We start from the raw sequence: 23,347 nt of genomic DNA on the forward strand, positions 1-23,347 counted from the left end.
AAATATTCAAAATATCTTTTTATCGACATAAGGTATCTTCTTGAAATGGTAAATAATACTGTAAAACAGTTTCATCACAACCAAACAAAGAGGCTATTCTCGTTAGCAAGAAGATGTTACACTGCGAGAAATGATAGAGTGGTCTGCTACACTAAAAAGGGACCTCTAAGAGCAAAAAAGGGAAAGTTATTGTGTTAAAACAAAAAGCATCAGAAGTAAAAAGCAATCAAGACAAAATAAAACAAATCCTTTTTTCTCATACTGACAAAGAAGATATCGCCTGCTACGAGAATAAAGAACTCCAAAAAGCAGCAACCGCCGCTGTTAATGCTTTCAAACTCCATCAAGCAGGAAAAAGTACCATTTGTTTTGAACAAAATTTGACTCGCAACAACAAACCTATGACTGTTATCACGCTTGTCAACGATAACAAACCCTTCCTCCTTGATTCTATTTTAAATATCTTCAACCAGCACAAAAATCATATTTACTTGATTGCGCACCCCATCCTTGATTGCTCCTCCGGACAACGCATCAGCTTGATGCAAATTCACATCGAATCATTAAACGAACAACAAATACAAAAGCTCAAAGGTGAAATTGCCTTAGTCCTTGAACAGGTCAATGCTGCTGTACAAGACTGGAAACCTATGCTTAAAGAAATCGAAAAGCATATCCACGCTTATCAAACGAATCTTCCCGCGCACTACAAACAAGAAGGCGAAAAAGCCGTTGAATTTCTCAGCTGGTTGATGGATAATAATTTCATCTTCCTTGGCATGCGCACTTATGGCTTCACCAAAAACCAAGAGCCTACCAAAGCCTTTACAGCCAGTGATGTTGAATTAGGAATTCTCACCGATGCTTCCATTCGCATTATTGGCGATGCACGCGTTGAAGAACCTCCCCAAGAAATTTTATCCTTTATGGAAAGCGATAACCTACTGATTGTGACGAAAGCCAATAGCCGTTCAAAAATTCATCGTCCTGTTTGGCTCGATTATGTTGGTCTTAAAACCTTTGATAAAGAAGGAAAACTGTGTGGAGAACTACGCATTGTAGGATTATTTACTTCCTCAGCTTACACACGGTCTATCTCACAAATCCCATTCTTAAAAGAAAAAGCCAAAACCATTGTTCAACGTCTTGGATACGATCGTGCTGACTATTCTGGAAAAGCACTCGTCAGTGTTTTAGAAACGTACCCTAGAGATGAAATGTTTCGCTCTGATGTTGATACATTAACAGAAAATGCCAAACTTATCATGCAATTAGACGAACGTCCGCGTCTACGGGTACTCGCTCATATTGATTCTTTTGGACGCTTTGTTTCCATCCTTGTTTATGTACCCCGTGACCAATATAGCAGTAATATTCGCGAAAAAATTGGCGAGCACTTTGTTGAACTCTACAAAGGTGATTTTTTTGAGTCCTATCCGTTATTTTTAGAAAGCACACTCATCCGCGTCCATTATATCATCCACCGCAAAGGGAGTGAAAGCGCTCCTGTTGTTGAGCGCACCACGTTGGAACAAAATGTTCGTTCCATAGTACAAAGTTGGGAAGACAGTATCAAAACCATAGCTCTTAACCGCAAAGCAACAGACCAACAGATGCGTTTGGCCAGCCAATTTCCCAATAGCTATCGCGACTTATTCTCAGCGAAAGATGCAATTGAAGACGCAGGCCATATTCTAAGTCTTAACGACAAAAAACCTCTTTTCGTTACTTTTTATCACACACGCCACAAAGAAAAACGCAATATTTCTCTACGGCTCTTTCACCACCATGAAGCACTAGCCCTTTCCAAGCGCGTACCATTGCTTGAAAATATGGGATTTCGCGTCATTGCTGAGCAAACTCTTGAATTACCAGATGGTAATGGACACTCTGTGTATCTTCATGACATGCAACTAGAAAGCGCCTTCCAACTCTGTGTTGATTTCGACAAAAATGGTAAAAAGCATACTGAAACATTCGAAGCAATTTGGTCCCAAGATGCTGATAATGATGCCTTTAATGCTTTAACTCAAACAGCTGAACTTAATTGGCGTGAAATTGTTATTTTACGCCACTATGGACGCTATCTTCAACAAACTGGAATTCCATATTCACAAGAACGCGTTGCCCAAACTTTAAACACCTATCCTGATATTACCAAAGATCTTTATGCTTTGTTTCATTTAAAATTTCATCAAAGCCATACAGAAAAAGAACGGGGGAAAAACCAACAGATCATTCAAAGACGCATTGAAGAAAAATTGCAGAAAGTATCAGGCTTGGATGATGATCTCATCCTACGGCGTTATCGCAATCTTATCGATGCGAGTTTACGAACCAATGCCTTTACTCCTCTAACCGATGGTACCCCACGACGTATTTTAGCAACCAAGTTAGATCCACGCCAAATTGAAGGTTTACCTGAACCGCGCCCTTATCGAGAAATTTTTGTTTATGGACCAGAAGTTGAAGGGGTTCATTTGCGTTTTGGTTCTATTGCACGTGGTGGAATCCGTTGGTCTGACCGCGCATTGGATTATCGCACTGAAGTGCTCAGCTTAGTTAAAGCCCAGCAGGTTAAAAACGCGGTTATCGTCCCTGTCGGTGCAAAAGGTGGATTTTATCCCCATCGCCTTCCAAAAACCAATGACCGTGCCGTAATCATAGAAGCTGCACGACAAGCTTATATTGGCTTTATCGCAGCTTTACTTTCCATTGCTGATAATCTGATAAACGATAAAATAAGTGCTCCACATAACATCATCTGCCATGATGATCCTGACCCTTATTTTGTTGTTGCAGCAGACAAAGGAACAGCAACCTTTTCTGATACAGCAAACAGCATCAGCCAAGCAAATCACTTTTGGCTTGATGATGCTTTTGCCTCTGGAGGATCAGCAGGCTATGACCACAAAGCCATTGGAATTACCGCCAAAGGTGCATGGGAAGCAGTTAAAAGACACTTTCGAGAATCTTTCAATCATGATATTCAAACAACCCCTTTCACCTGCATTGGTGTTGGTGATATGTCTGGTGATGTCTTTGGTAATGGAATGCTTCTTTCCAAACAAACAAAACTTATTGCCGCCTTTGATCACCGTGATATCTTTATCGATCCAAATCCAAACATAGCTGAAAGCTATGCAGAACGTATGCGCCTTTTTCAACTCCCTCGTTCAAGTTGGCAGGATTACGACCAAACAAAATTATCAAAGGGTGGTGGTATCTTCTCACGCACAATGAAAAACATTACGCTTTCACCCGAAGCGGCACAAGCCATTGGTTTTGAAAAACAAACAGGAACACCCTTTGAGATTATCTCTGCACTTCTCAAAGCACCTGTTGATCTTTTATGGTTTGGCGGTATTGGAACCTATATCCGTGCCTCAAAAGAAACCGACGCTCAAGTAGGAGACCGTGCCAATGATGCAATCCGCATTACTGGTGAAAAAGTTCGTGCAAAAGTTATTGGTGAAGGAGCTAATCTTGGTGTTACGCAACGTGGTCGGATTGAATATGTCTTAAACGGTGGACGCTGCAATACGGACGCTATTGATAATTCCGCAGGAGTAAATTGTTCTGATGTTGAGGTCAATATCAAAATTGTTCTAGCATCAGCTCTTCGTGCAAAAACACTGACCCGTGAAGCACGCAATGAACTCTTGAAAGAAATGACCCCACAAGTTGAGCGTCTAGTTTTGCGCAACAATTATTTACAAACCCTTGCTCTTTCATTGGCTGAAAGCCAAAGTATTGCGGATTTGCCTTATCAAATCCGCTTTATGCATGATTTGGAACAGAAGAAACTTCTAGATCGCAGAGTTGAAATTCTTCCTGACGAACAAATTTTGCGGCAAAGAATAACACAAGGTCAAGGACTTATACGTCCAGAACTTGCTGTTATTTTGGCATATGCTAAATTAACCCTGAAAGAAGAAATCGCCCACAGCACTATTGTTGATGAGCGTTATTTTGATGAAATTTTGTTGCACTATTTTCCAACTCAAATTCAGACAAGTTTTAAGAAAAACATCATTAACCACCAATTGCGTCGTAATATCATTGCAACTCTCGTTGCCAATGATATTGTGAATCGTGGAGGTCCTACTTTTGTCAGTCAACTACAAGACGCGACCGAACAAAAAGTTGAAAATATCATTCGTGTTTTTATCGCATTATGTGATGGTTTTGAAATACCCCAATTGTCTGATCAAATTGATAAGCTTGATAATAAAATACCAGGTCTTGTCCAAAACAAATTTTACGCAACCATTATGTCGATGCTTTTTGAAACAACAAATTGGGGGTTGCGTAATATGGATCTCTCGATTCCATTAGAAAAACTTGTGAAAACAATAAAGCAAGCCCGTACTGTTATCGAAGAACTGCTGTCATATTCCAATGATAACGATATCAATCAAAAGATTAAAGAAAAAACAAGAGATTATAATGAAGAAGGCGCACCAAAAGTTTTAGCAAAACAATTGGCTCTCTTAGAGACTGCTCCTGTAATATGTGACATTTCTTTGATTGCCAAACAAAGCAATAGCGACCTTATTAAAACCGCAGAGATCTATTTCTCGCTCGCGCAAATCATTCGTATAAATCGCATTAATGAAGCAAGTCGAACAATTCCTGTACTTGATTATTATGATAGTATGGCCTTAAGCCAAGCCAAAGAAAATATTGCCGAAAATTTACGCAAAATTGTTCTAAAAATCCTAAGAAATTATGGAGCAAAAGAGGATCCCTTTGCAGCTTGGAGTAAAACGAAAGAAGATCAAATTCATAATGTAATAAACCGCATTGGTGCCCTCATTGAAAATGATCTCAATATTTCTCGTTTCACCTTCGCAGCAGGTATGATTGCACAACTTTAAAACAGTCAAAATAGCTAAGTTAAAAAATTCCGTTTTCCCTACCCATGAGTAATCATCAAGGGAAGAGTGGTGGAACCATCTGAATTTTTAGGCGCAGCGCTTAAAACAAAAAAATCCCACTACCTTTCCATTCCAGGAGAATTGATTACACAACTCCAAAGCACATCTCAGGCTTAAAGTGGTGCGAAACGGCCAAGTTTTAAAAAACCTAATTTTGCCCATCCATGGGTAATCCGCAATGGCAAAATAGGGTGGCCATCTGGATTTTTAGGCATAGCGTTTAAAACAAAAAATAAAGCTTGTAAATTATTAGCCTGCTCAGGAAACAAGCGCTTCATAGTGGTAAGAAGCTTCATATGCTGCACAAAAACAAGATCAAATTTTGCTGTCAAATACCCTTCATCATCAAAAGAAAAAGGTCCACTCACACGCAATACGCCACCTGTATGAAAAATCAATTCACCACGCTTTAAAACACCACTTTTCCCATACAAACACTGTTTCCAACTGCTTTTTCCATTTTCAAACAAACAAGACACATCATTGAAAATCCACTTTAAGTTGCCATCAATTTTTGGAATATCAATAAAGTAAGATGCAAAATCATCGAAAGTAAGATTCCCTGATAAGCGATTCTTTTCGTGTTTAAGATCAAGTCGCAAGAATTCTGCCGTTATTTTTTGAGGCACGTTCTCTTTATCTAACGAAGGTGCAATCATATCCGGAGCATCTTTCAAAAATGCTTGATTCCCAACATTTTCTTGTATTACTTTCTCGTTTTTCGTTTGTGATCCAAATTTTTCCAAAAATTTCTGATCTTCAATGGATGAAGCAACAGTGGAAATCTCAAGCCCTTCAGCCATCAATTTAAATGTCTTACCAGTTTTCCAATAAAATTCTGTTTCAACCACCAGATTGCGCCAGTGCGACACGATAGGTATTTTTTCAGAAAAAACAATTGATGCAGGAGAATGAATATTAAATTCTACAAAATGGGGTGCATAAATTGGTGCACCAATTGTTAAATGCCCTGTTGATAAAGAAAGTCCGTGCAATGGCCAAATAAATTGAAATTGATCACAAGCAACACCGATACGTAACGGATAACCATCCTTGCTGAGATGTTCGCATACAACTGTCATATCACGGGCAGACGCCTTTACGAATAAATCAGAAACACGATCTTCTACTCTACGTGAAAAAAAAACCATAATGAACTATAAACGAGTATCATAAAAAGACAAAATAACCCGCAAAGCAAATAGCGCACAGAAATACTTTTCCGCAGGGACGTCAATTGAACAAATCTAGACAAAATGAAAACTTTCCTTATTTCATGATGATGATTTAAATACTTAACTCTCACGCGTGTCTGACAGGCACGCAAAAAATCTTCCGTAATGCATTTTCAAACCACTGACTTAAAGCCTTGTCATAAATCAAACGACCTTTCAAATGTGCAGAAATAGGCTGGGCACCATTTTCGGTCAATTTGTGTGCTGAATGAACCAGCAAATGCTGCATCATAGAACGTGTGAATTCAGCGTGAAATTGCAAACCCCATGCATTGTCTCCATAACGAAAAGCCTGTGTAGGATATGTGTGACCTGTTGCCAAAATCGTGGCCTCCTTAGGTAAATCATAAATCCCTTCATCATGAAAATGATAAACCATTTCTGGCCAATTCATCAATTCCTTGCCTTGCGAAGTTGCTTCCAATGGGTACCAGCCAACTTCAACAATCCCATCGTTTCTTGTACCAACACACCCCCCTAGATTTCGCGCTAACATTTGTGCTCCAAGACAAATACCCAAAAAAGGCTTATTCTCTTCCAATGACAAAGAAATCCAATCAATTTCTTCACCGATATAGGCCTCATTGTCATTCACACTCATAGCTCCCCCTAAAATAACAACGCCAGCATAATGCTTTAATGTATGGGGCAATTTCTGACCTAAAACGGGACGATAAATATCAAGAACAAAACCATTTTGTTGCAAAAATTTTCCCAAACGACCAGTATATGTAGATTGGCGATGAACAACGACTGCTATTCTTGGTTTTCTGTTTTTTTGCTTTTTACCACAACAGCTTTGTATTAAAAACATTTGTAACCAATCATCCCTACAATCAAGTTAAACCTAATTTTTTAAAACAAGAATAATTTTGATAAACACTTTTCACTCTAGTTCTTCTTTTTAAAATAACCGAAATTTCTTTTTCGATAAAGACGCATCATCCTCTTCTGTTTTAATCCCTGGATCATCAACATTTAAGTGTGTTTGGCTTATTAGCTCAATATCTTTTTTCTTTATGTCTCGTTCCTCTGTCTGAACATGGTGCAAAACACCATCTCTTAAAGATGATACCTCTTCGAGCAACTTATCTTCAACAGAAGCAGTTTTTTCCACGATACCTTTTTTATCCTCTTTTTTCAGCACAATACTGTCAGCCTCTAATGTGAGAGGAGGCATGCTGGGAGGCGTTTTCCATTCGAAGCATCCCAAACGTCCACTTATTGGAGAAACCACTGACCAAGAAGAAAAGATAGATCCATCACACATCCATACGGGATCACGTTCAGCACGCAATGCCAAAGAAAGCCATTGCCGCACTGCCCCTTGATTATTTCCTTCTGCTTCTTCAATATCTGCTAGCAACAAATAAACACTTTCCCGCGGATGATACTGGAGTGCTTTTTGTGCCTGTTCTCTTGCTAACCCTCTTTCACCAGCATCTAGTGCAGCTTTAGCAATGAGGAACGCTGATTCAAACGTGTCTTTATTATAAGAAGCAAGTGTTTTAGCTTTTTTTAACCGTCCAACGGCTCCCTCTTCTCTTTCAAGATAAAGTGCTCCCAGATCAGGATGAGGATCTTTCTGCCAAGCAGCAATAATCATTTTATCAGCTTTACGTGTTTCATTTAGTTTATAACAAATATCAGCAGCAATAACCGTTATAGGCACGAAATCATGCGCTAATTTATGTGCTTTCAAAATAGCTGCACGCGCATCAAAAGGACGTGTGTTAAATAGACTCAGTGCCTGTCCACTTAACAGCAAAGCCTGTATGTGATTACGCTCAACAGTCGAACGACTAGAACGAGGCAAAGCTTTTTGTGCCCGCTCAAAAATATCAAGTGCTTTATCCCATTTACCTTCAGCACTCAATTGATCAAGCACTGCTTGATTAGCCCACAAAAGTGCTGGTGACAAAGCTAATGCTTCTTCTGCATATTGTTGCGCTGCTTCATAAGCATTTGTTTTCATAGCTTCACGAAACAAGCCATAAAGTCCAGCCAATTTCGTCGGCATTTCCTTTCTCATCTTCTCATAAAGATCAATAGCGCGAACAGAATCATTTTGCAAAGACAACGTTTGAGCTTGTAAAAGTCTAACCAATGGCTCTTGATGACTTGGAAGATATTTTACAACACGTGCCACCATTTTTTGTGCGGCAACACCATCACCAGCAAAAACAGCAAGAACACCTTGTGAAAGAGCTTCATAACCCCGCTTTTTGCAGCGTTTATAAAAATAATTGGAGAAAGCCTTAGGGATGGAAAAAAGGACAGACAAAAGCCACCACAGAAGCACTAAAATTCCAATAAATAAAATGAGCGCGCTTAAAAGTGTCAACAATGAAACGGAAAACCGAAACTGCAAAAACGTTATGACAAAAACATCATTGTGATTAGCAACCCATCCAAAAGCTAGACCAAGAACACATACAACAAAAGTATAAATCAAAACACGTATCATCTTGAGCCTATTTACATCTTTGTTGCTTTAACAGATCCTTGTTGCGCATACAGCAACAGCTTTTGGAGCAGTTGATGAACAGCAATGTACCTTTTAAGCTGATGAACAAAGTCTTCCGAAACATCTTTTGCACTTTTAGGCAATGTTTGCCATTCACTCAAAGCCTTATCGTAATCACCCATTTGAATAGCAACTTCCATCCGAGCCGCAATCGCTCCCAGCGTTGTCCCTTCAACATTTCCAATCGGCCGTGAGACAATGAGACCTTTTATCCACGCCAAAATCTTTTCGAAAAAGCTGGCATCTAACGCAACGCTATTTTGCGTACCAACAATAGCATCCGCCACACGCGCAAAATCAGCTGAAAGTTGAGCTGAACGTGGAAGACCCGTTTTAGCTGTTTTTTGCAACAGATCAAGTCCCTCAATTGAAGGCGATAATTGCTGTAATATTGTTAATTCATTGACATAAGAGCCGCCACGATCTATGGCATTTTTTAGCGAACTAATTGCAATAAACAATGCAATATTTATTTTTTCTTTCTCATTATTTTTAGCAACAATTTCTTCCTGCATGTTCTCTAACTGTTGCTTTAAAGTAGTAAGATTATTTGCATTACTCTCTCCAACAGACAAGGCTGTTTCCATATCTTTCGATACACTTACTAAATTTAACACATACTCTTCAAGACCGCTTACTCTTTCTTCTAAAGCTGCAACGGCTTTTCTGCTTTCTCCTTGCGAAATTTCTTCACCTTGAAAGATGCCAAATTTTTGTGATGAAGAAGAAAGCTCTGCTTTCAATGCGTCAATTTCTTGGAGTACACGCCCCAATTGCTGCACTGTTTCTTCACTTTGATTTTTTGCCGTTTCCGCAATCTGTAAAACTTTTTCTCCGCCAGCACGGTCATCCACCAAAAAAGAAGTAAAAAGGCCCGCCCACTGTAGCGCCATCGCGAAACCCAAAGCAATGAGACCACCAATAATTCCTGAGATTGGCAAAAAAAACCAAGATATACCAGACGAGCGCTTATTCTGCGTATTTGGCTCATTCTGTTTTTCTATCGTGTTCAATTTTACAGAGTTTTTTACTTTTTGCTCCGAATCATGGCTCACACCTTCATGTTCAATCACGGGTTTCTTACGACGAACACCAGTGTAATGCAATTTAGTTTTGGATTTTGAAGAATCTGCCATCTCAGCTACTTTTCTCGTACTTTTTTAGAAGATACAATAACAAAATGAAAAAATCTTTAAAAATTAAGCATTTCTCAAACAACATATCTCATTTTACACTCTTCCTATCAAGAGTATTTCTTCGTTAAAATTCTCTACAATTTATTCCTATTAATTCCTATAGAGACATTTACAGTGATCTACTTTAATAAACAATTTTTAAAAACACACCATTATTCTGTACTGAAAAATATACCTTGATTTTTAGTCAACAAAGCAATTAGAGCAAATAAAAAGCTAAAATTATTTTTCTCACCAAGAGAACAATTTTAAGATAAGATAAATCCTTTTCTTCTTCACCTGTCCGTGGTACCCACCCATAAAAGAAGCTTAAACATAAGGTTTTGTCTAAAATGCGCCTGTTAGGAATAGAAACAAGTTGCGATGAAACTGCTGCCGCTGTTATTGAGCACAACAATGAAGGAAACAGCCGAATTCTTTCCAATATTGTTTGGAGCCAAGTTGACCATCATGCACCTTACGGCGGTGTTGTTCCTGAAATTGCTGCCCGTGCCCATGTTGAAATTCTCGATGATTTAATTTTAAGAGCACTGACAAAAGCAAACACACAACTGAAAGACATTGATGCCATTGCGGCCACGAGTGGTCCTGGTTTGATAGGAGGGCTTTTGGTGGGCGTTATGACTGCAAAAGCACTTTCTCTCGCCACGGGAAAACCTTTTATTGCCGTAAATCATCTGGAAGGACATGCCCTAACAGCCGTTCTAACGCATAATATCCATTTTCCTTATTTATTACTTTTAGTATCAGGTGGTCATACACAAACAATCCTTGTTCATGGCGTAGGCAATTACCAACGTTTAGGAACCACTATTGATGATGCCTTGGGAGAAGCTTTTGATAAAACAGCAAAGCTCTTAGGCCTTCCTTATCCTGGCGGCCCAGCCCTTGAAAAAGCAGCTTTATTGGGTGATAAAAACCGTATCCTTCTTCCACGACCTTTAAAAGGTGAAAAACGGTTAGATTTTTCTTTTTCCGGTCTCAAAACTGCTGTTCGACAAGCTGCAACAGCCATGGCACCTCTCACAGAAAGAGATGTTTCTGATATTGCGGCAAGCTTTCAAGCAGCCGTTACCGACACAGTGTGTGATCGTGTCAACTTGGCTCTACAACACTTTATCCACCAGTATCCTCTCTCGCATTATCCAGGATGTCGCCCACCTGCTTTGGTTGTCGCAGGTGGAGTAGCTGCTAACCAAGCCATTCGATCTACGTTGCAAGAACTTGCTCATCAACACGATTTTGAATTTATAGCACCCCCTCTTTCTTTGTGCACAGACAATGCTGCAATGATTGCTTTTGCTGGAGCTGAGCGGCTTGCTCGAGGAGAAGTAAGTTCTCTTGACATTGCTCCTCGTTCACGCTGGCCATTAGATGAAAAAGCCGTTCCTGCAATAGGAACAGGACGTCGTGGAACAAAGGCATAGCAATAGATTGGATTTATATTATTCACGAAGTACAATACAAACCATCATCATTTAATATTTCACTTGTTGCCATTATCATTATAGTATCTTGGCTTTTTGGAGCCGATTTTCCCGTTTCATTTTTTAAATGCAACACAATAACTTCAACTCAGTGCAATCATGTTGACTGGTCATTCTAAATTAGAAAAATAACTAAACTTCTGTATGCTGAGCTCATTACCTTTAGGTCTATTTTTCGCTCCACATACATATTTTACCACTGAAAAAGAGTAAAAGCACAATATCTCTATACATCTATGTGAAAAAATACAGCTTATTTTTTTATCACCATTTGATTTTTTTAAAAGGAAACAAATCGATAATGCGTACTCTTTACTCCATTTTAAAAATCATACTTTATGGTGTCTATATAGATGCTTATAAAAAGGAGAGCGCATGGCTTATTGGCTTTTTAAATCTGAACCCCATAAATGGTCATGGCACATGCAAAAGCAAAAAGGTACTGATGGCGAACAATGGGATGGTGTACGCAATTATCAAGCTCGTAACAATATGCGCGCCATGAAATATGGTGATAAAGGTTTTTTTTATCATTCAAATACAGGATTAGAAATTGTAGGCATTGTAGAGGTCTGTGCTGAAGCGCATCCTGATTCTACCACCTCTGATTCACGTTGGGAATGTGTGGATATCCGTGCACTCTGTGATATGCCAACACCTATTTCATTAAAACAGATTAAAGCAAATCCAAAACTGAAAAATATGGTGCTGGTCAATGTTTCTCGCTTGTCAGTACAACCTGTGACAGAAGATGAATGGAAAGAAATCTGCTTGATGGGAAATCTTAAAACAATGAGCTAATTTACAATGATAATGTATAATTTTGCAACTTGCAATGATAACCTCACAATAGGATAAAGTCTCTTATTCCAAACCCATTTTATGATAAATCAATAACAATCTCTTGCTTTCCACTACAAGCAAAATTGATATGTAAATGACCATTTAGATCAAAGATCTCACTGTATCTTCATAGACTATCTCACTGCAAAAACAGTGTAGACAACGTTAAAAACAAGCAAAGAGAATGATGATTTCAGATTATACATTGCATAAGTAAAGCTTGTTATGCTCAATAATTTTCCATTATAATCCCCACGAACAGCGTCATGAGATGAAATTAGAGAAAATGAGAATTATTTTTTAAGAAAGAACTTCCTTCATCTTAAAACAATAATTTTTGTCCATCGGATAATGTTTGGCAAGAGACGCTCCATATCGCTGACAAGAAAGCGCGATACATCATTCTGTTAGACTATATTCTCGTGTTAAATACATAACAATGATATTCCCCCTTGCCATTTTTCGTTCTGTACTATTTTAATCCCACACCAGAACGACAGTATAAATACCATATTCACGGTGTATCTTTTTATAACCATGGAAGTAAGGAAGGCATACTAAACTATTACAATTGGCACCACCACACGTATCATACCAACCACTCTGCACTCGAATGCAATGAAAGGGCAAAATAAAATGAAGAAATAATAAAGATTACCATGAAATCCTCCCCAAAATTCATATATGCTAAAAGCATCGCACTTTAGCTTTCACGTTTAAAAGCAAAAATACTAAAATGCCTTGGATCATAAAAAACAATTCCACCCTGCGCATAAAAAAACCTGCGTACAAATACCTGCTTGTCGGCACACAACCATAAAAGAAACAAAAGTTTATTTTTTGTGGAGTTTATTTTTTCTAATTCTCCTTGCATGAAACTCCATTTTCATGAAACTACTTTCAGTCAGGACATCAACATACATTATAAGGAAAAAAAATGACCAGATACACGCTTTTAATCGTTGAAAACGATGATGACCTGCGTCCAATTTTGGTAGAACAATTGCAAATGCATAAAGAATTTAAAGTTTTCCAAGCAAAAACAGCTGAAGCAGGAATTGCAACAGCCAAAGAAAAAAACGTTGATATAGCCATTTTTAGTATTGAACTCCCTGATCTTGATGGCCTTCAAGCTGTTAAAAAATTACGCACCCAAGAATTTCGTGCTCCCATTATCATGATCACAAATCATGATACAAATTGTGATACCATTTTAGATCTTGAAACAGGTGCCAATGATTATGTCAAAAAACCCTTTCGTTTTGCTGTATTGTTAGCGCGAATCCGCACCCAATTGCGTCAATACGAACAAAATGAAGATGCATTTCTTTTAATTGGTCCCTATACTTTTCAACCTAAACAGAGACTTCTCATTGATCAACACGACAACAAAATGCACCTCACAGAAAAAGAGGCAGCAATTCTTAAGTACCTTTATTCCACAAATAATAAAACTGTAAGCCGTGAAACACTATTAGAACAAATTTGGGGTTACAGTGCAAATGTTGTCACTCATACCTTAGAAACTCATATCTATCGTTTGCGACAAAAAATCGAAAAGGATCCTTCCAACGCACAAATTCTTGTCACCGATCAAAATGGATATCGCCTTAATATTTAAATTCTATTCAAAATTACTACTTCAAAAACGATTTTTATGCTCTTAATTTTTTCTGAAATACAATAAGATGAATAGATATAATATATTGATTTATATATAATTTATCGTTTCACAACTTGAATGAGAGTCCAAAATAAAATTCCTCATCGTAAATCGGCCTTATAGTGCATAAACCAAAACCATTTTCTCGCACATCACAAATGGAATTAGCATATCGATAAAAATCATTTGAGACTAGGATCGATATACTTCTCATGAACTATCTCAATGTAAAAACAATCGCGACATTAAGCCAGCAAAAAGGATGAGAATACCCTCTTGCACCTCGCATAAGTTAAGATGATAACACAAAATGGTTTTTGCGTTGTATCATTCACAAGCACTGTCGTAAGATAGAATCGGAAACAAGGTGAGAAGAATCCTCATAGGCTTGAGGCGATAATGCAGGAATAAAAATACGCCGTGATTGACGGCGCTGTATACGCAAACCTTGATAAATACATTTCTGCGCATGACACATTAAAAGTCCACCAAAATAAGGCAAAAGATAGCGCCAAAATGGCTCATAAAAAAATGAGAATAACCGTGAAACATATCCTGAAGAAGGCATATAATGTACAATTTCTTGCACTGGTCCAGAAATAAAATTTGTTTTTTCAAACAAACGAGCAATTTGCTGCCGACTATAGGGTTCACCATAACCAAAGGGTGTGCAAGCATTTCGTGCCCAAAAACCAGGGCGATGAGGAACAATAACAATCAAGCTGCCATTGGGAGCCAGAACACGCCATATTTCATTCAGCGTTTCGAATGCATTTTCTGTATATTCAAGCGCATGTACCAATAAAATACAATCCATAGAAGCATCGGGAAGCGGTAAATCTTCTTCAAAAACAAGTGCTGTAGCAACCTTATCAGCACAAGGCCAAGGTGAAGCACCCTGAGCGGCCGGCATAAAAGCAAAACATTGTTGCGCACGCACACACAACGCAGAAAGGTAAGGAAGCGCATACCCTAAACCCATAACCCGTTTATCAGCAAGATCTGGCCACCATAAATCTAATTGCTCACACAACGTCCCCTGCACACGCAGTCCAAGTGCAGAATCGTAAAAATCTCTCAATGTTACTATATCCAACTCAACATACCGTGTAGAAAAAACTTCAAACCCAACAGGCTTCACATATCCAACTTATATGGACTTCTGCCTTTTCTTCGCAATAACGAAAACTTGAATATTTCATATTTTAGACCCAAATAATCTCAAAAGTAGCGCAGAACGTCTTTATGATTACTTCACAACAATCGTTTGAATCATGCCCTCTATTTTTGAACTTCACACTCCAAAAAATTTCTAATACGTTCTTTTTGCCATAAGTTAGAGGAAAGAATGATTAATTAAAACGAAGCAACCTTTCAAGATAGTTTTTTTCTGCTTCTGGAATATGCTCCCTACCAAGGCGTTTGCGAATTTCATCCAAAATCTGCCGCGCACGCATTTGATCATTTTTTTGCGGCAGAGCTGTATCTCCTTGCCCTTCTTGATCTGTTTTCGAAGAAAGTGAACGTCCTAATGGATCCTCAGGACCACGAACAGCATTTTTACTTTCACCATTTTCTTTAAGCGCTTTGCGCATTTTTTCCAAAACACTTTGTGCACCTAGCCGCAAAGATTCCAAAGCATCTGACTGATTTTGTATAGATGTTTGATGATTTCCCTGATCAAGAGCATCTTCTGCATTATTCATTTTTTCTTCTGCTTTTTTGAATACGTCACTCGATCCAAACCCTTGTGCTGATAATTCCTTTCCCAATGTTGACAACTCAGACTGCAAATCGGCCTGACGCTTTTTTAAAGATTTTCTTTGTTTTTCCGGTACAATTTCTCCAAGTTGTTGTTGCTTTTCTAATTGGTGTGTTTCATTGAGAATTTCTTGCTGACGACGTATCAAGTCCCCAAGATGATCCATTTTTTCTTTCATTTGTGCGGATTTGCTCTGATTCTGTTCCCCACCATTACTGCCTTTTTGAACTTGCAGATGGTCAAGAGTTTGCTCAACTTCAGCCAACAGCTGTTCCGCTGCTAAAGAGGAGCCCATCTTAGCCATTTCCTCAATTAAGTTCAGCTTTTGCTGTAGTGTATTTTCTGAAAGACTAGGATGGCTAAGATTACTCTTGTGTGGATAGCTCTTGTCTTGTGCATTTTCAGCTAAAGCATGAATATAGTCATCCATAGCTTGACGTAAATCTGCCATAAGACGCTCAATTTCTGCGGTTGGAGCGCCGTAACGAAGTGCATCACGCAAAGCGGCTTGTGCTTGTTTTAGATCTTTCTGGACGGACTCGAGCTGACTGCCTTCAATCCCTAAAGCAATCTGCCATAAATAATCAATAACTGCGCGCAAATCATCTTCCGTTTCTGCCATAGAAAGCCTTGTCCATGCACTCTGAAGAACAAGAAAATGTGTAAAACTCTTTAACCCTTCTTTTGGACGAACAAGCAAAGCAGAAAGCATATCAAGCACACGATCTCGTGCCAAAGGATTAAGAACCAATATACGACGCAACTCACCCACTGCACGCGCAACAGGATTCGAAAAAACGCGCTGTGGCAGTGTCATAACAAAAGTTTTACTCCTCCCTTTCTGCCCCGCAGCATCTTCTGCCACCAAAGTAATTTTGGCTTCTAAACCAGCCCACGGATGATTTGACACATCTTGTACCGTTCGCATTTTGCCCCTTCCACCCCGTGGTAGAAGAAGTGTTATTTCAGGCGCTTTATAAAGAGAAGAAGCAGATTTAGGCCGATTAAAAAAAGGTTCTATTTCAACAAAAGCCTTTGCTACTCCATAATCATCATCCAGCTCATACTGTAGTTCTAATGAACCAGTCAAAATCCGTCCTGGTTTTTCCAACCAACGAATTGTTGGGTGTTGATCTTTAATCACTTTCAAATGCCATTGATGTTTCTTATGACGCGATGACACCACTAAATCTATTGAATGTTCTAAGCGTGTTTCAAAATGAACGATTTGATCATTTAGAGCCGCATTTTCACTTTTCTTGGAAAACAAAATTTCTTTTGCATCCTCTTCAGATTTTGCTTTTACTGTAACGCCAGCGCTATTGACAACGCGTACAACCACATCACTTCCTTCAGGAACTTCAAACTGTGTTTTATCACCTTTTGTTAAATAAAGAGGTGCGACACCGGTATAAGAAGGAGGTGTTACCCAAGCATCAATCCGCATCGATGTTTCGTCGATCATAGGACGTAAATCAAACGCATCCGTCAAACGCCCCCCTAGCGAGCCAAAAGAAAAACCAAAAGCACACACAAAAAGGAGAACACATAAAGTCCTCAAAGCCAAAGGATCATAAGCTGCACTATTGGGATAGGCAAATCCAGTTTTTAAATGATATAATTGTTTTGCCATGCGGCGTTGATGTTCACGCCAAACAAATGCACTAAAATCTTCATCATTTTCGGAATACAAACGATCTGTTTGTACACTTAAAGGTTGATTTTTAAGACCGTTTACTCTTTCAAGACGCTGATCAACTTCCTTTGTCGTAGGAAACCGAAAGCGAATAAGAAAAAATAAACTCCCTGCAACAGAAAAAAGCATAAGCCCAAGTAAAAGCAAATGTGGCCAATAACCTAAAATTCCAAAAATACCAAACCAACTAAGCGAACAAAAGAGACTGAGAATCAAAAAAAGCGGCAACAACCTTGGCCATATCCGCTCAAATGAGAGGATAAACCACATGAAAATACGCACACACAAAAGCTTTATTTTTGCAAAACTTTTGATGTTTTCATTTCTTATAGACAAGCACTTGTCCCCTTTTACAACGGTGAATTGAGATCCTAATTTTCTCTTCACCCTAAAGGATTAAGATTCTCAACCACCACCAATCTGTAATCAGATTGGCTTTTCTTGAGATAAACTCCACTTGCTAATCACCTATGTGATTCACTTCACGTCCCTATGGGTAAATTTTATCCTGAATATCCCATTTGACTTTATACTTTTACACTTGGTTTATACAAAAGAAAACTGAAATCAAATAGAAATGACATTGTATTTTTAATATGCATAAATATACCTTACATTGGCATATTGAAAGAAAATATTCTATAGCACTATAAATAAATCCTACACAAAACAATTTCCAAAAAATAAATTGTTTCATCAAAATTTAGTAAAAATAAGACCAAAAATATTTAACAATATTCAATTCAATACAGGCTTAACCCAATCTGGAATATGATCGCAGTCTATCAACTGAGCATAATCAAGACGTGGGCGAATAATTGCAAAACGTGTATCCTTAACAAGAACCTCCGGCACCAAAAGCCGGCTATTATAGGTGCTTGCCATTACCGCACCATAAGCTCCTGCTCCTGTTACTGCTAAAAAATCACCTGCTTTCAACACTGGTAAAGAGCGTTCCAAACCTAAATAATCACCAGTCTCGCAAACAGGACCAACAATATCAGCACTCATCATAAGGGCATCTGCTGGTGTTTTTTTCACTGGTATCACATTTTGCCACGCATCATAAAGCGTCGGGCGCATGAAATCATTCATTGCTGCATCAACAACAACAAAATTCCGCCCTTCCCCCTTTTTTAAATACACAACCGATGTCAACAAAATACCGGCTTCCCCAACAATACTACGACCAGGTTCTAAGATAATATCGATTCCTAAAGGCGCAATATGCTTCTTTACCAGTGCTGCATAATCAAAGGGAGAGGGTACTGGATATTGCTCATGACCATAAGAAATACCAAGACCGCCCCCAATATCGACATGGGTTATCGCATAACCATTATTCCATAATTGACGCACAAAATCTGCAGCAATAATAAATGCATCTTCAAACGGCTTTAAATCACAAATTTGACTACCAATATGGAGATCAACACCACACACATGAAGACCAGGCAATTGAGTCGCTTTTTTATAAGCATCACCCGCCAACGATAGCGGAATACCGAATTTATTCTCAGATTTTCCTGTTGTAATTTTCTTGTGAGTCTTAGCATCAACATCAGGATTAATGCGCAAAGAAATACGAGCTGTTTTTGAAAGCGCAACAGCACGTGCCGATAATTGTTCAAGTTCTGGCTTTGATTCAACGTTAAAACAATAAATATCCTTTGCAAGAGCGAAATCTATTTCTCTCATTGTTTTACCAACACCAGAATAAATAACACGCTGAGCAGGAATACCAACAGCAAGCACACGCCGTAATTCCCCTTCTGAAACCACATCAGCTCCCGCGCCATTGTTCGCTAAAAGTTGTAACACTGCTTGGTTGGAATTCGCTTTAACCGCATAAGCAATCAAACTCGGCATATCGCGAAATGCATTCTGATAATCTTTAAAATGTGCAACGATTGCGCTAGCTGAGTAACAGTAAAAAGGTGTTTCAACTTCCCTCACAAGTTCCAAAAGCGAAATACCTTCAGCGTGGAGTACACCCTGATGATAAGAAAAAAAACGCATAAAAATCCCTATTGTATCAACCGATCAAGAATAAATGGTTCATCTGTTTTACCTTGAGGAACAAATGTCCCTTGCGAAGAATTCACCAACGCTGAAGGAGGCAATTCTAATGCCCCTCTATGCCCACATCCAACAATAATAACGCTCGCCAAAAGGGCAATTGTTAAATTCTTAAAAATGATCTTCATACGCCCTTTTCCTCCCTACCGGTATTTTTCTTTATTATCCGCGTTTGAAATCAAATCACTCAGGCGGTTACAAGGCGTTCTTTCCAATAGGCAATTTGACAAAGCACTTCTGAAGGCGCCGTTCCGCCAAAACTTTTACGGCTTTTAACAGATTTTTCAACCGTCAAAACATCAAAAAGTCCTGCATTAATATCTGGACATATTATTTGAAGTTCAATCAATGATAACTCATTCAAACTACATTGTTTTTTTTCTGCTAATGCCACAGCACGTCCAGTAATATGGTGTGCTTCACGAAAAGGAATCCCTAATTCACGCACAAGCCAATCGGCAAAATCAGTTGCAGTTGCATAACCGGAATCAGCAGCTTGTTTCATAGCTTCTTTATTGACTTGCAAATCACTAATAATTCCTGTCATTGCTGCCAGCGATAATTCTAGACTCAAAGCTCCATCAAACACATATTCTTTGTCTTCTTGCATATCCTTCGAATAGGCAAGGGGTAATCCTTTCATCACTGTTAACAGACCCATCAATGCACCATTCAGTCGTCCCACTTTGGCACGCACAAGTTCCGCAGCATCAGGATTTCTCTTTTGTGGCATAATGGATGAACCAGTTGAAAAAGCATCCGATAAACGAATAAAATGAAATTGCGCACTTGACCAAAGAACAATTTCTTCTGCTAAACGCGAAAGATGTGTTGCACAAAGAGCACCTGCACTTAAAAATTCCAACGCAAAATCACGATCCGAAACACTATCAATCGAATTGCGTGTCGGTTCACGAAAACCTAATGCTTTTGCCGTCATAAAACGATCAATCGGAAAGCTTGTACCAGCTAAAGCTGCAGCACCTAAAGGCGATTCATTCATGCGCTCAACCGCATCACGCATTCTGGATAAATCCCGACCAAACATTTCAACATAGGCCATCATATGATGGGCAAATGTTACGGGTTGTGCTGATTGTAAATGCGTAAAGCCTGGCATAAAGGTATCAACGTGTTGTTCTGCTCGAATAAGCAATTGCTCTATCAATCCTTTTAAAGCTTGCGCTGTTTTCTGCGTTGCTTCACGCACCCACAAACGAAAATCAACAGCAACCTGATCATTGCGTGAACGAGCCGTATGCAAACGTCCTGCTACAGAACCAATCAATTCCCTTAGTCGCGCTTCAATATTCATATGAATATCTTCAAGTTTTCGTGAAAAAACAAATGTGCCATCTTCAATTTCTTTGCGGATAAGCTTTAAACCATAAACAATTTTTTCATAATCTGATTGTGAAATGATCTTTTTTTGCGCTAACATCGCCACATGAGAAAGCGAGCCTTCAATATCTTGCCGATAAAGTTTCTGATCAAAATCAATTGAGGTGTTGATTTCTTCCATAATTGCCGCAGATCCCGCTACAAATCGGCCACCCCACATTTGGTTCTTTAATTTTTCATTGGTCATACCCTAAAAACACCCATTAAAAGGACAAAAATTATGTTTCTTCAAATCTTTATTAGCCGAAAAAATAACAATAAAAATAGGCTATTCTTCCTCGCATCGTTTATCATTGCCTTGAGTTTATACGCAACAACAAATCATAACAACAAGAGAGAGTCTTTCTTTTTCAATTTCATTTCAGCAGCAAATGCACAAGAAACAAATACTGACAAAACCCAAACGGAAAAAATGACGGCAATTCAAAAAGCAGCAAAAGGCTTTTTTACCCATATGCGATTCGCCGATATTCCCTATGACATGAAGCAACTTTCTTTTAAAGATATTCAAGAAAAAGACCATAACCTTGCTGAATTTACTGGAAAACCAATACTTATAAATCTGTGGGCCATGTGGTGCAAACCATGCCGTGCGGAAATGCCAGAACTAGCGCAATTAAAACGTGAAATGGGTGGAAAAAATTTCGATGTCATAGCCATCAATATTGATAAAACTGCTTCTCCTGAAAAAATTCAGAAATTTTTACACGATGCTCATGCTGATAACCTGTTTTACTACCGCGATGAAACAATGAATATTTTCAACAGCCTTAGAAAACAAGGACTCGCTTTAGGGCTGCCCAGCACATTTCTGATTGATAAAAATGGCCATCTCATTGCTTCATTCAACGGTGCAGCACCATGGGCCAATGACGATGCAAAAGATTTTATAAAAGCTATCATAAAGGAAGCACAATAAGCCAACAACCGCACCTTTTTAAACGTTGCATGGCTAAATCCAGTGCTGATAAAAAAGCAAAACAGCCTTCGCGGCAAAAATGACGAGAGTCACCTGTTGTTTTACCATGTCCTCGCAATTTTTCCATAAAATTGCGCATCGCCAAATCCTGACCGATTGAGCTTGCATCAAAGCTACGCCCCGTTGGCGAAAAAAAACCTCACCCGCACACAAATCCGTGCTGCTAAAGGGATATCACTTGTGATAACAATACCAACCCCGTGCACATGCTCTACAATCCAATCATCTGCACAATCAAAACTTTTAGCAACAATTACCCTTTCAAGAAGATCTTCATCTAAGAGAAACAAAAAACGATCTGCCACAACAAATGCTTTAAGTTTATAATGACTCATAACACGATAAGTTTCAAGATTTATAGAACACGCATCAGCATCAACCAACAAAGCAACAGCACGTTTTATTCGTGTATTCGTCTTTTAACCTTCACACGAGCAACAGGTTTTTTCATTCATCTAAGTGTTGCAAATGATTGCGATAAAACATTATCGCCGCGTTTATTTCACCTCCCAAAATAAAAATTGCGCTTAACAAGTAAAGAAAAATAATGGCAACCATAATAGATGCCAACCCCGCATAAGTAGAAATATAATCAAACATCGTTAAATACTGTGCAAAAGCAATAGAAGCTATAAACCACACCGACATTGTCACCACAATTCCTGGCAAAATATCTATAAATTTTCGTCGCTCTGCTGGTAACCATTTATGAACAACTACAAGACTTACAAACAAAACAGCCGCCGCGATTATGTAGCGCCATAAACGAATGATAGCAATATATTCGGTAATAAAAAAAGAATAATGTTGTGTAATTTTGATCAGCAAAGGTGTCAAAATCAACAAAAAACTGATTACGACAAGACCAATAGCTCCAATGACAACAAAAAACAAACTTTGAAAACGACAAAACAACAAACTACGTCGATCAACAACACGATAAGCGTTATTTAAGGCCGTACGTAAAGCTTCTATCCCATTAGAGGCAAAATAGGCTGCTCCAATAACAGAAACCGTTAACACTCCCCCTCGCTGAATGGTTAAAACATTAATAATTTCCTTAGATAAAGGTTCTGCAATGACATCTGGCAACAATTGCACAAGCGCTTTAATTTTTTGCGGCGTATATGTAAAAGCACCAACAAAACTAGCAAGAGATGTCCCAAAAATAAAAAAAGGGAAAAACGCTAAGAGCCCTGACAACGCGACATGACTTGCAAAAGCACTCCCATTATCGCGCCAATAGTGGCTTACTGCATCAACAAGAATACGATAGCTATACCAAAAGACATTTCCCAACAAATCTTAATACTTTCTGGTAACATTCTTCCTTAATTTATCGAAACTTTATAAAAATCATCAAAACTCTAAGAGAAAATATTTCTATATAAAGGACAATGATCAACACGATCAAGCCCAATTCTGTGCCAAGACTGAAAAGGATAAACAAACAAATTTTGCTCATCAAGAGCTAAATACGATAAAGATCAGTACCTATCAATCGTCGATATTGTTGATAAAACAAGATATGTACGCCTA

At 38.6% G+C, this 23,347-nt stretch carries 15 protein-coding genes and 1 pseudogene; 5 read left to right on the plus strand and 11 right to left on the minus strand.

All coding sequences use genetic code 11. The features are described from left to right. The first annotated feature begins 191 nt into the window (after positions 1–191). Positions 192–4,880: an NAD-glutamate dehydrogenase gene (locus V4B17_RS06605; protein WP_455479358.1), complete on the plus strand. Its 4,689-nt coding sequence runs from the start codon at positions 192–194 to the stop codon at positions 4,878–4,880. 173 nt (positions 4,881–5,053) lie between these two features. On the opposite strand, the gene V4B17_RS06610 is transcribed toward V4B17_RS06605, so the two are convergent. The 4 genes from V4B17_RS06610 to V4B17_RS06625 form a co-directional block, all read right to left on the minus strand. Further along, positions 5,054–6,091 carry a DUF2125 domain-containing protein gene (locus tag V4B17_RS06610; RefSeq protein WP_455479359.1) on the minus strand — a complete coding sequence of 346 codons (1,038 nt, stop codon included), beginning with the start codon at positions 6,089–6,091 and terminating at the stop codon, positions 5,054–5,056. A 151-nt stretch (positions 6,092–6,242) separates the two neighbouring features. Beyond that, entirely contained in the window at positions 6,243–6,989 is a 747-nt protein-coding gene (locus V4B17_RS06615) for a glutamine amidotransferase (protein ID WP_455479360.1), read from the minus strand. A 90-nt stretch (positions 6,990–7,079) separates the two neighbouring features. Then, complete coding sequence (locus V4B17_RS06620) at positions 7,080–8,642, minus strand: heme biosynthesis HemY N-terminal domain-containing protein (RefSeq protein ID WP_455479361.1); 1,563 nt, start codon at positions 8,640–8,642, stop codon at positions 7,080–7,082. A gap of 11 nt (positions 8,643–8,653) precedes the next feature. Then, complete coding sequence (locus V4B17_RS06625; protein WP_455479362.1) at positions 8,654–9,838, minus strand: COG4223 family protein; 1,185 nt, start codon at positions 9,836–9,838, stop codon at positions 8,654–8,656. Positions 9,839–10,230: 392 nt separating this feature from the next. Between V4B17_RS06625 and tsaD the strand changes: the two genes are divergently transcribed. The 3 genes from tsaD (at position 10,231) to V4B17_RS06640 (ending at position 13,849) form a co-directional block, all read left to right on the plus strand. Then, a complete protein-coding gene (gene tsaD, locus V4B17_RS06630; RefSeq protein WP_455479363.1) occupies positions 10,231–11,325 on the plus strand; it encodes a tRNA (adenosine(37)-N6)-threonylcarbamoyltransferase complex transferase subunit TsaD in 1,095 nt (364 codons plus the stop codon). 435 nt (positions 11,326–11,760) lie between these two features. After that, positions 11,761–12,186, plus strand: a complete 426-nt coding sequence (locus tag V4B17_RS06635) for an EVE domain-containing protein (RefSeq protein WP_455479364.1) — start codon at positions 11,761–11,763, stop codon at positions 12,184–12,186. A gap of 979 nt (positions 12,187–13,165) precedes the next feature. Then, complete coding sequence (locus tag V4B17_RS06640; protein WP_455479365.1) at positions 13,166–13,849, plus strand: response regulator transcription factor; 684 nt, start codon at positions 13,166–13,168, stop codon at positions 13,847–13,849. Between the two features lie 373 nt (positions 13,850–14,222). Here V4B17_RS06640 and V4B17_RS06645 read toward each other — a convergent pair whose 3' ends face one another. From V4B17_RS06645 to argH, 5 genes are all read right to left on the minus strand, one after another. Next, on the minus strand, positions 14,223–14,987 hold the full coding sequence (locus tag V4B17_RS06645; protein ID WP_455480203.1) for a class I SAM-dependent methyltransferase: 765 nt from the start codon (positions 14,985–14,987) through the stop codon (positions 14,223–14,225). 256 nt (positions 14,988–15,243) lie between these two features. Further along, entirely contained in the window at positions 15,244–17,679 is a 2,436-nt protein-coding gene (locus tag V4B17_RS06650) for a TIGR02302 family protein (RefSeq protein WP_455480204.1), read from the minus strand. Positions 17,680–18,087: 408 nt separating this feature from the next. Then, positions 18,088–19,368, minus strand: coding sequence for a diaminopimelate decarboxylase (gene lysA / locus V4B17_RS06655; protein WP_455479366.1), 1,281 nt, complete (start codon positions 19,366–19,368; stop codon positions 18,088–18,090). Between the two features lie 8 nt (positions 19,369–19,376). Next, on the minus strand, positions 19,377–19,556 hold the full coding sequence (lptM, locus tag V4B17_RS06660; protein ID WP_455479367.1) for an LPS translocon maturation chaperone LptM: 180 nt from the start codon (positions 19,554–19,556) through the stop codon (positions 19,377–19,379). Positions 19,557–19,615: 59 nt separating this feature from the next. Beyond that, positions 19,616–21,016, minus strand: a complete 1,401-nt coding sequence (gene argH, locus V4B17_RS06665; protein WP_455479368.1) for an argininosuccinate lyase — start codon at positions 21,014–21,016, stop codon at positions 19,616–19,618. Between the two features lie 33 nt (positions 21,017–21,049). Between argH and V4B17_RS06670 the strand changes: the two genes are divergently transcribed. After that, positions 21,050–21,748, plus strand: a complete 699-nt coding sequence (locus V4B17_RS06670) for a TlpA family protein disulfide reductase (RefSeq protein ID WP_455479369.1) — start codon at positions 21,050–21,052, stop codon at positions 21,746–21,748. Here V4B17_RS06670 and V4B17_RS06675 read toward each other — a convergent pair. Beyond that, positions 21,729–22,194, minus strand: a pseudogene (locus tag V4B17_RS06675) (DUF188 domain-containing protein). The gene V4B17_RS06670 and the pseudogene V4B17_RS06675 sit on opposite strands and share 20 nt — an antisense overlap. A 61-nt stretch (positions 22,195–22,255) precedes the next feature. After that, the gene (locus V4B17_RS06680; RefSeq protein ID WP_455479370.1) at positions 22,256–23,110 is read right to left on the minus strand and encodes a YihY/virulence factor BrkB family protein; all 855 of its coding nucleotides are present in this window, start codon (positions 23,108–23,110) and stop codon (positions 22,256–22,258) included. Positions 23,111–23,347 lie beyond the last annotated feature (237 nt).

The sequence above is a fragment of the Bartonella sp. B23 genome (assembly GCF_053793815.1).

Coding starts and splice junctions, on each gene's coding strand:
- V4B17_RS06610 (WP_455479359.1), bottom strand. CDS start 6,091: ATGGTTTTTTTTTCACGTAGAGTAGAAGATCGTGTTTCTGATTTATTC.
- V4B17_RS06615 (WP_455479360.1), bottom strand. CDS start 6,989: ATGTTTTTAATACAAAGCTGTTGTGGTAAAAAGCAAAAAAACAGAAAA.
- V4B17_RS06620 (WP_455479361.1), bottom strand. CDS start 8,642: ATGATACGTGTTTTGATTTATACTTTTGTTGTATGTGTTCTTGGTCTA.
- V4B17_RS06625 (WP_455479362.1), bottom strand. CDS start 9,838: ATGGCAGATTCTTCAAAATCCAAAACTAAATTGCATTACACTGGTGTT.
- tsaD (WP_455479363.1), top strand. CDS start 10,231: ATGCGCCTGTTAGGAATAGAAACAAGTTGCGATGAAACTGCTGCCGCT.
- V4B17_RS06635 (WP_455479364.1), top strand. CDS start 11,761: ATGGCTTATTGGCTTTTTAAATCTGAACCCCATAAATGGTCATGGCAC.
- V4B17_RS06640 (WP_455479365.1), top strand. CDS start 13,166: ATGACCAGATACACGCTTTTAATCGTTGAAAACGATGATGACCTGCGT.
- lysA (WP_455479366.1), bottom strand. CDS start 19,368: ATGCGTTTTTTTTCTTATCATCAGGGTGTACTCCACGCTGAAGGTATT.
- lptM (WP_455479367.1), bottom strand. CDS start 19,556: ATGAAGATCATTTTTAAGAATTTAACAATTGCCCTTTTGGCGAGCGTT.
- argH (WP_455479368.1), bottom strand. CDS start 21,016: ATGACCAATGAAAAATTAAAGAACCAAATGTGGGGTGGCCGATTTGTA.
- V4B17_RS06670 (WP_455479369.1), top strand. CDS start 21,050: ATGTTTCTTCAAATCTTTATTAGCCGAAAAAATAACAATAAAAATAGG.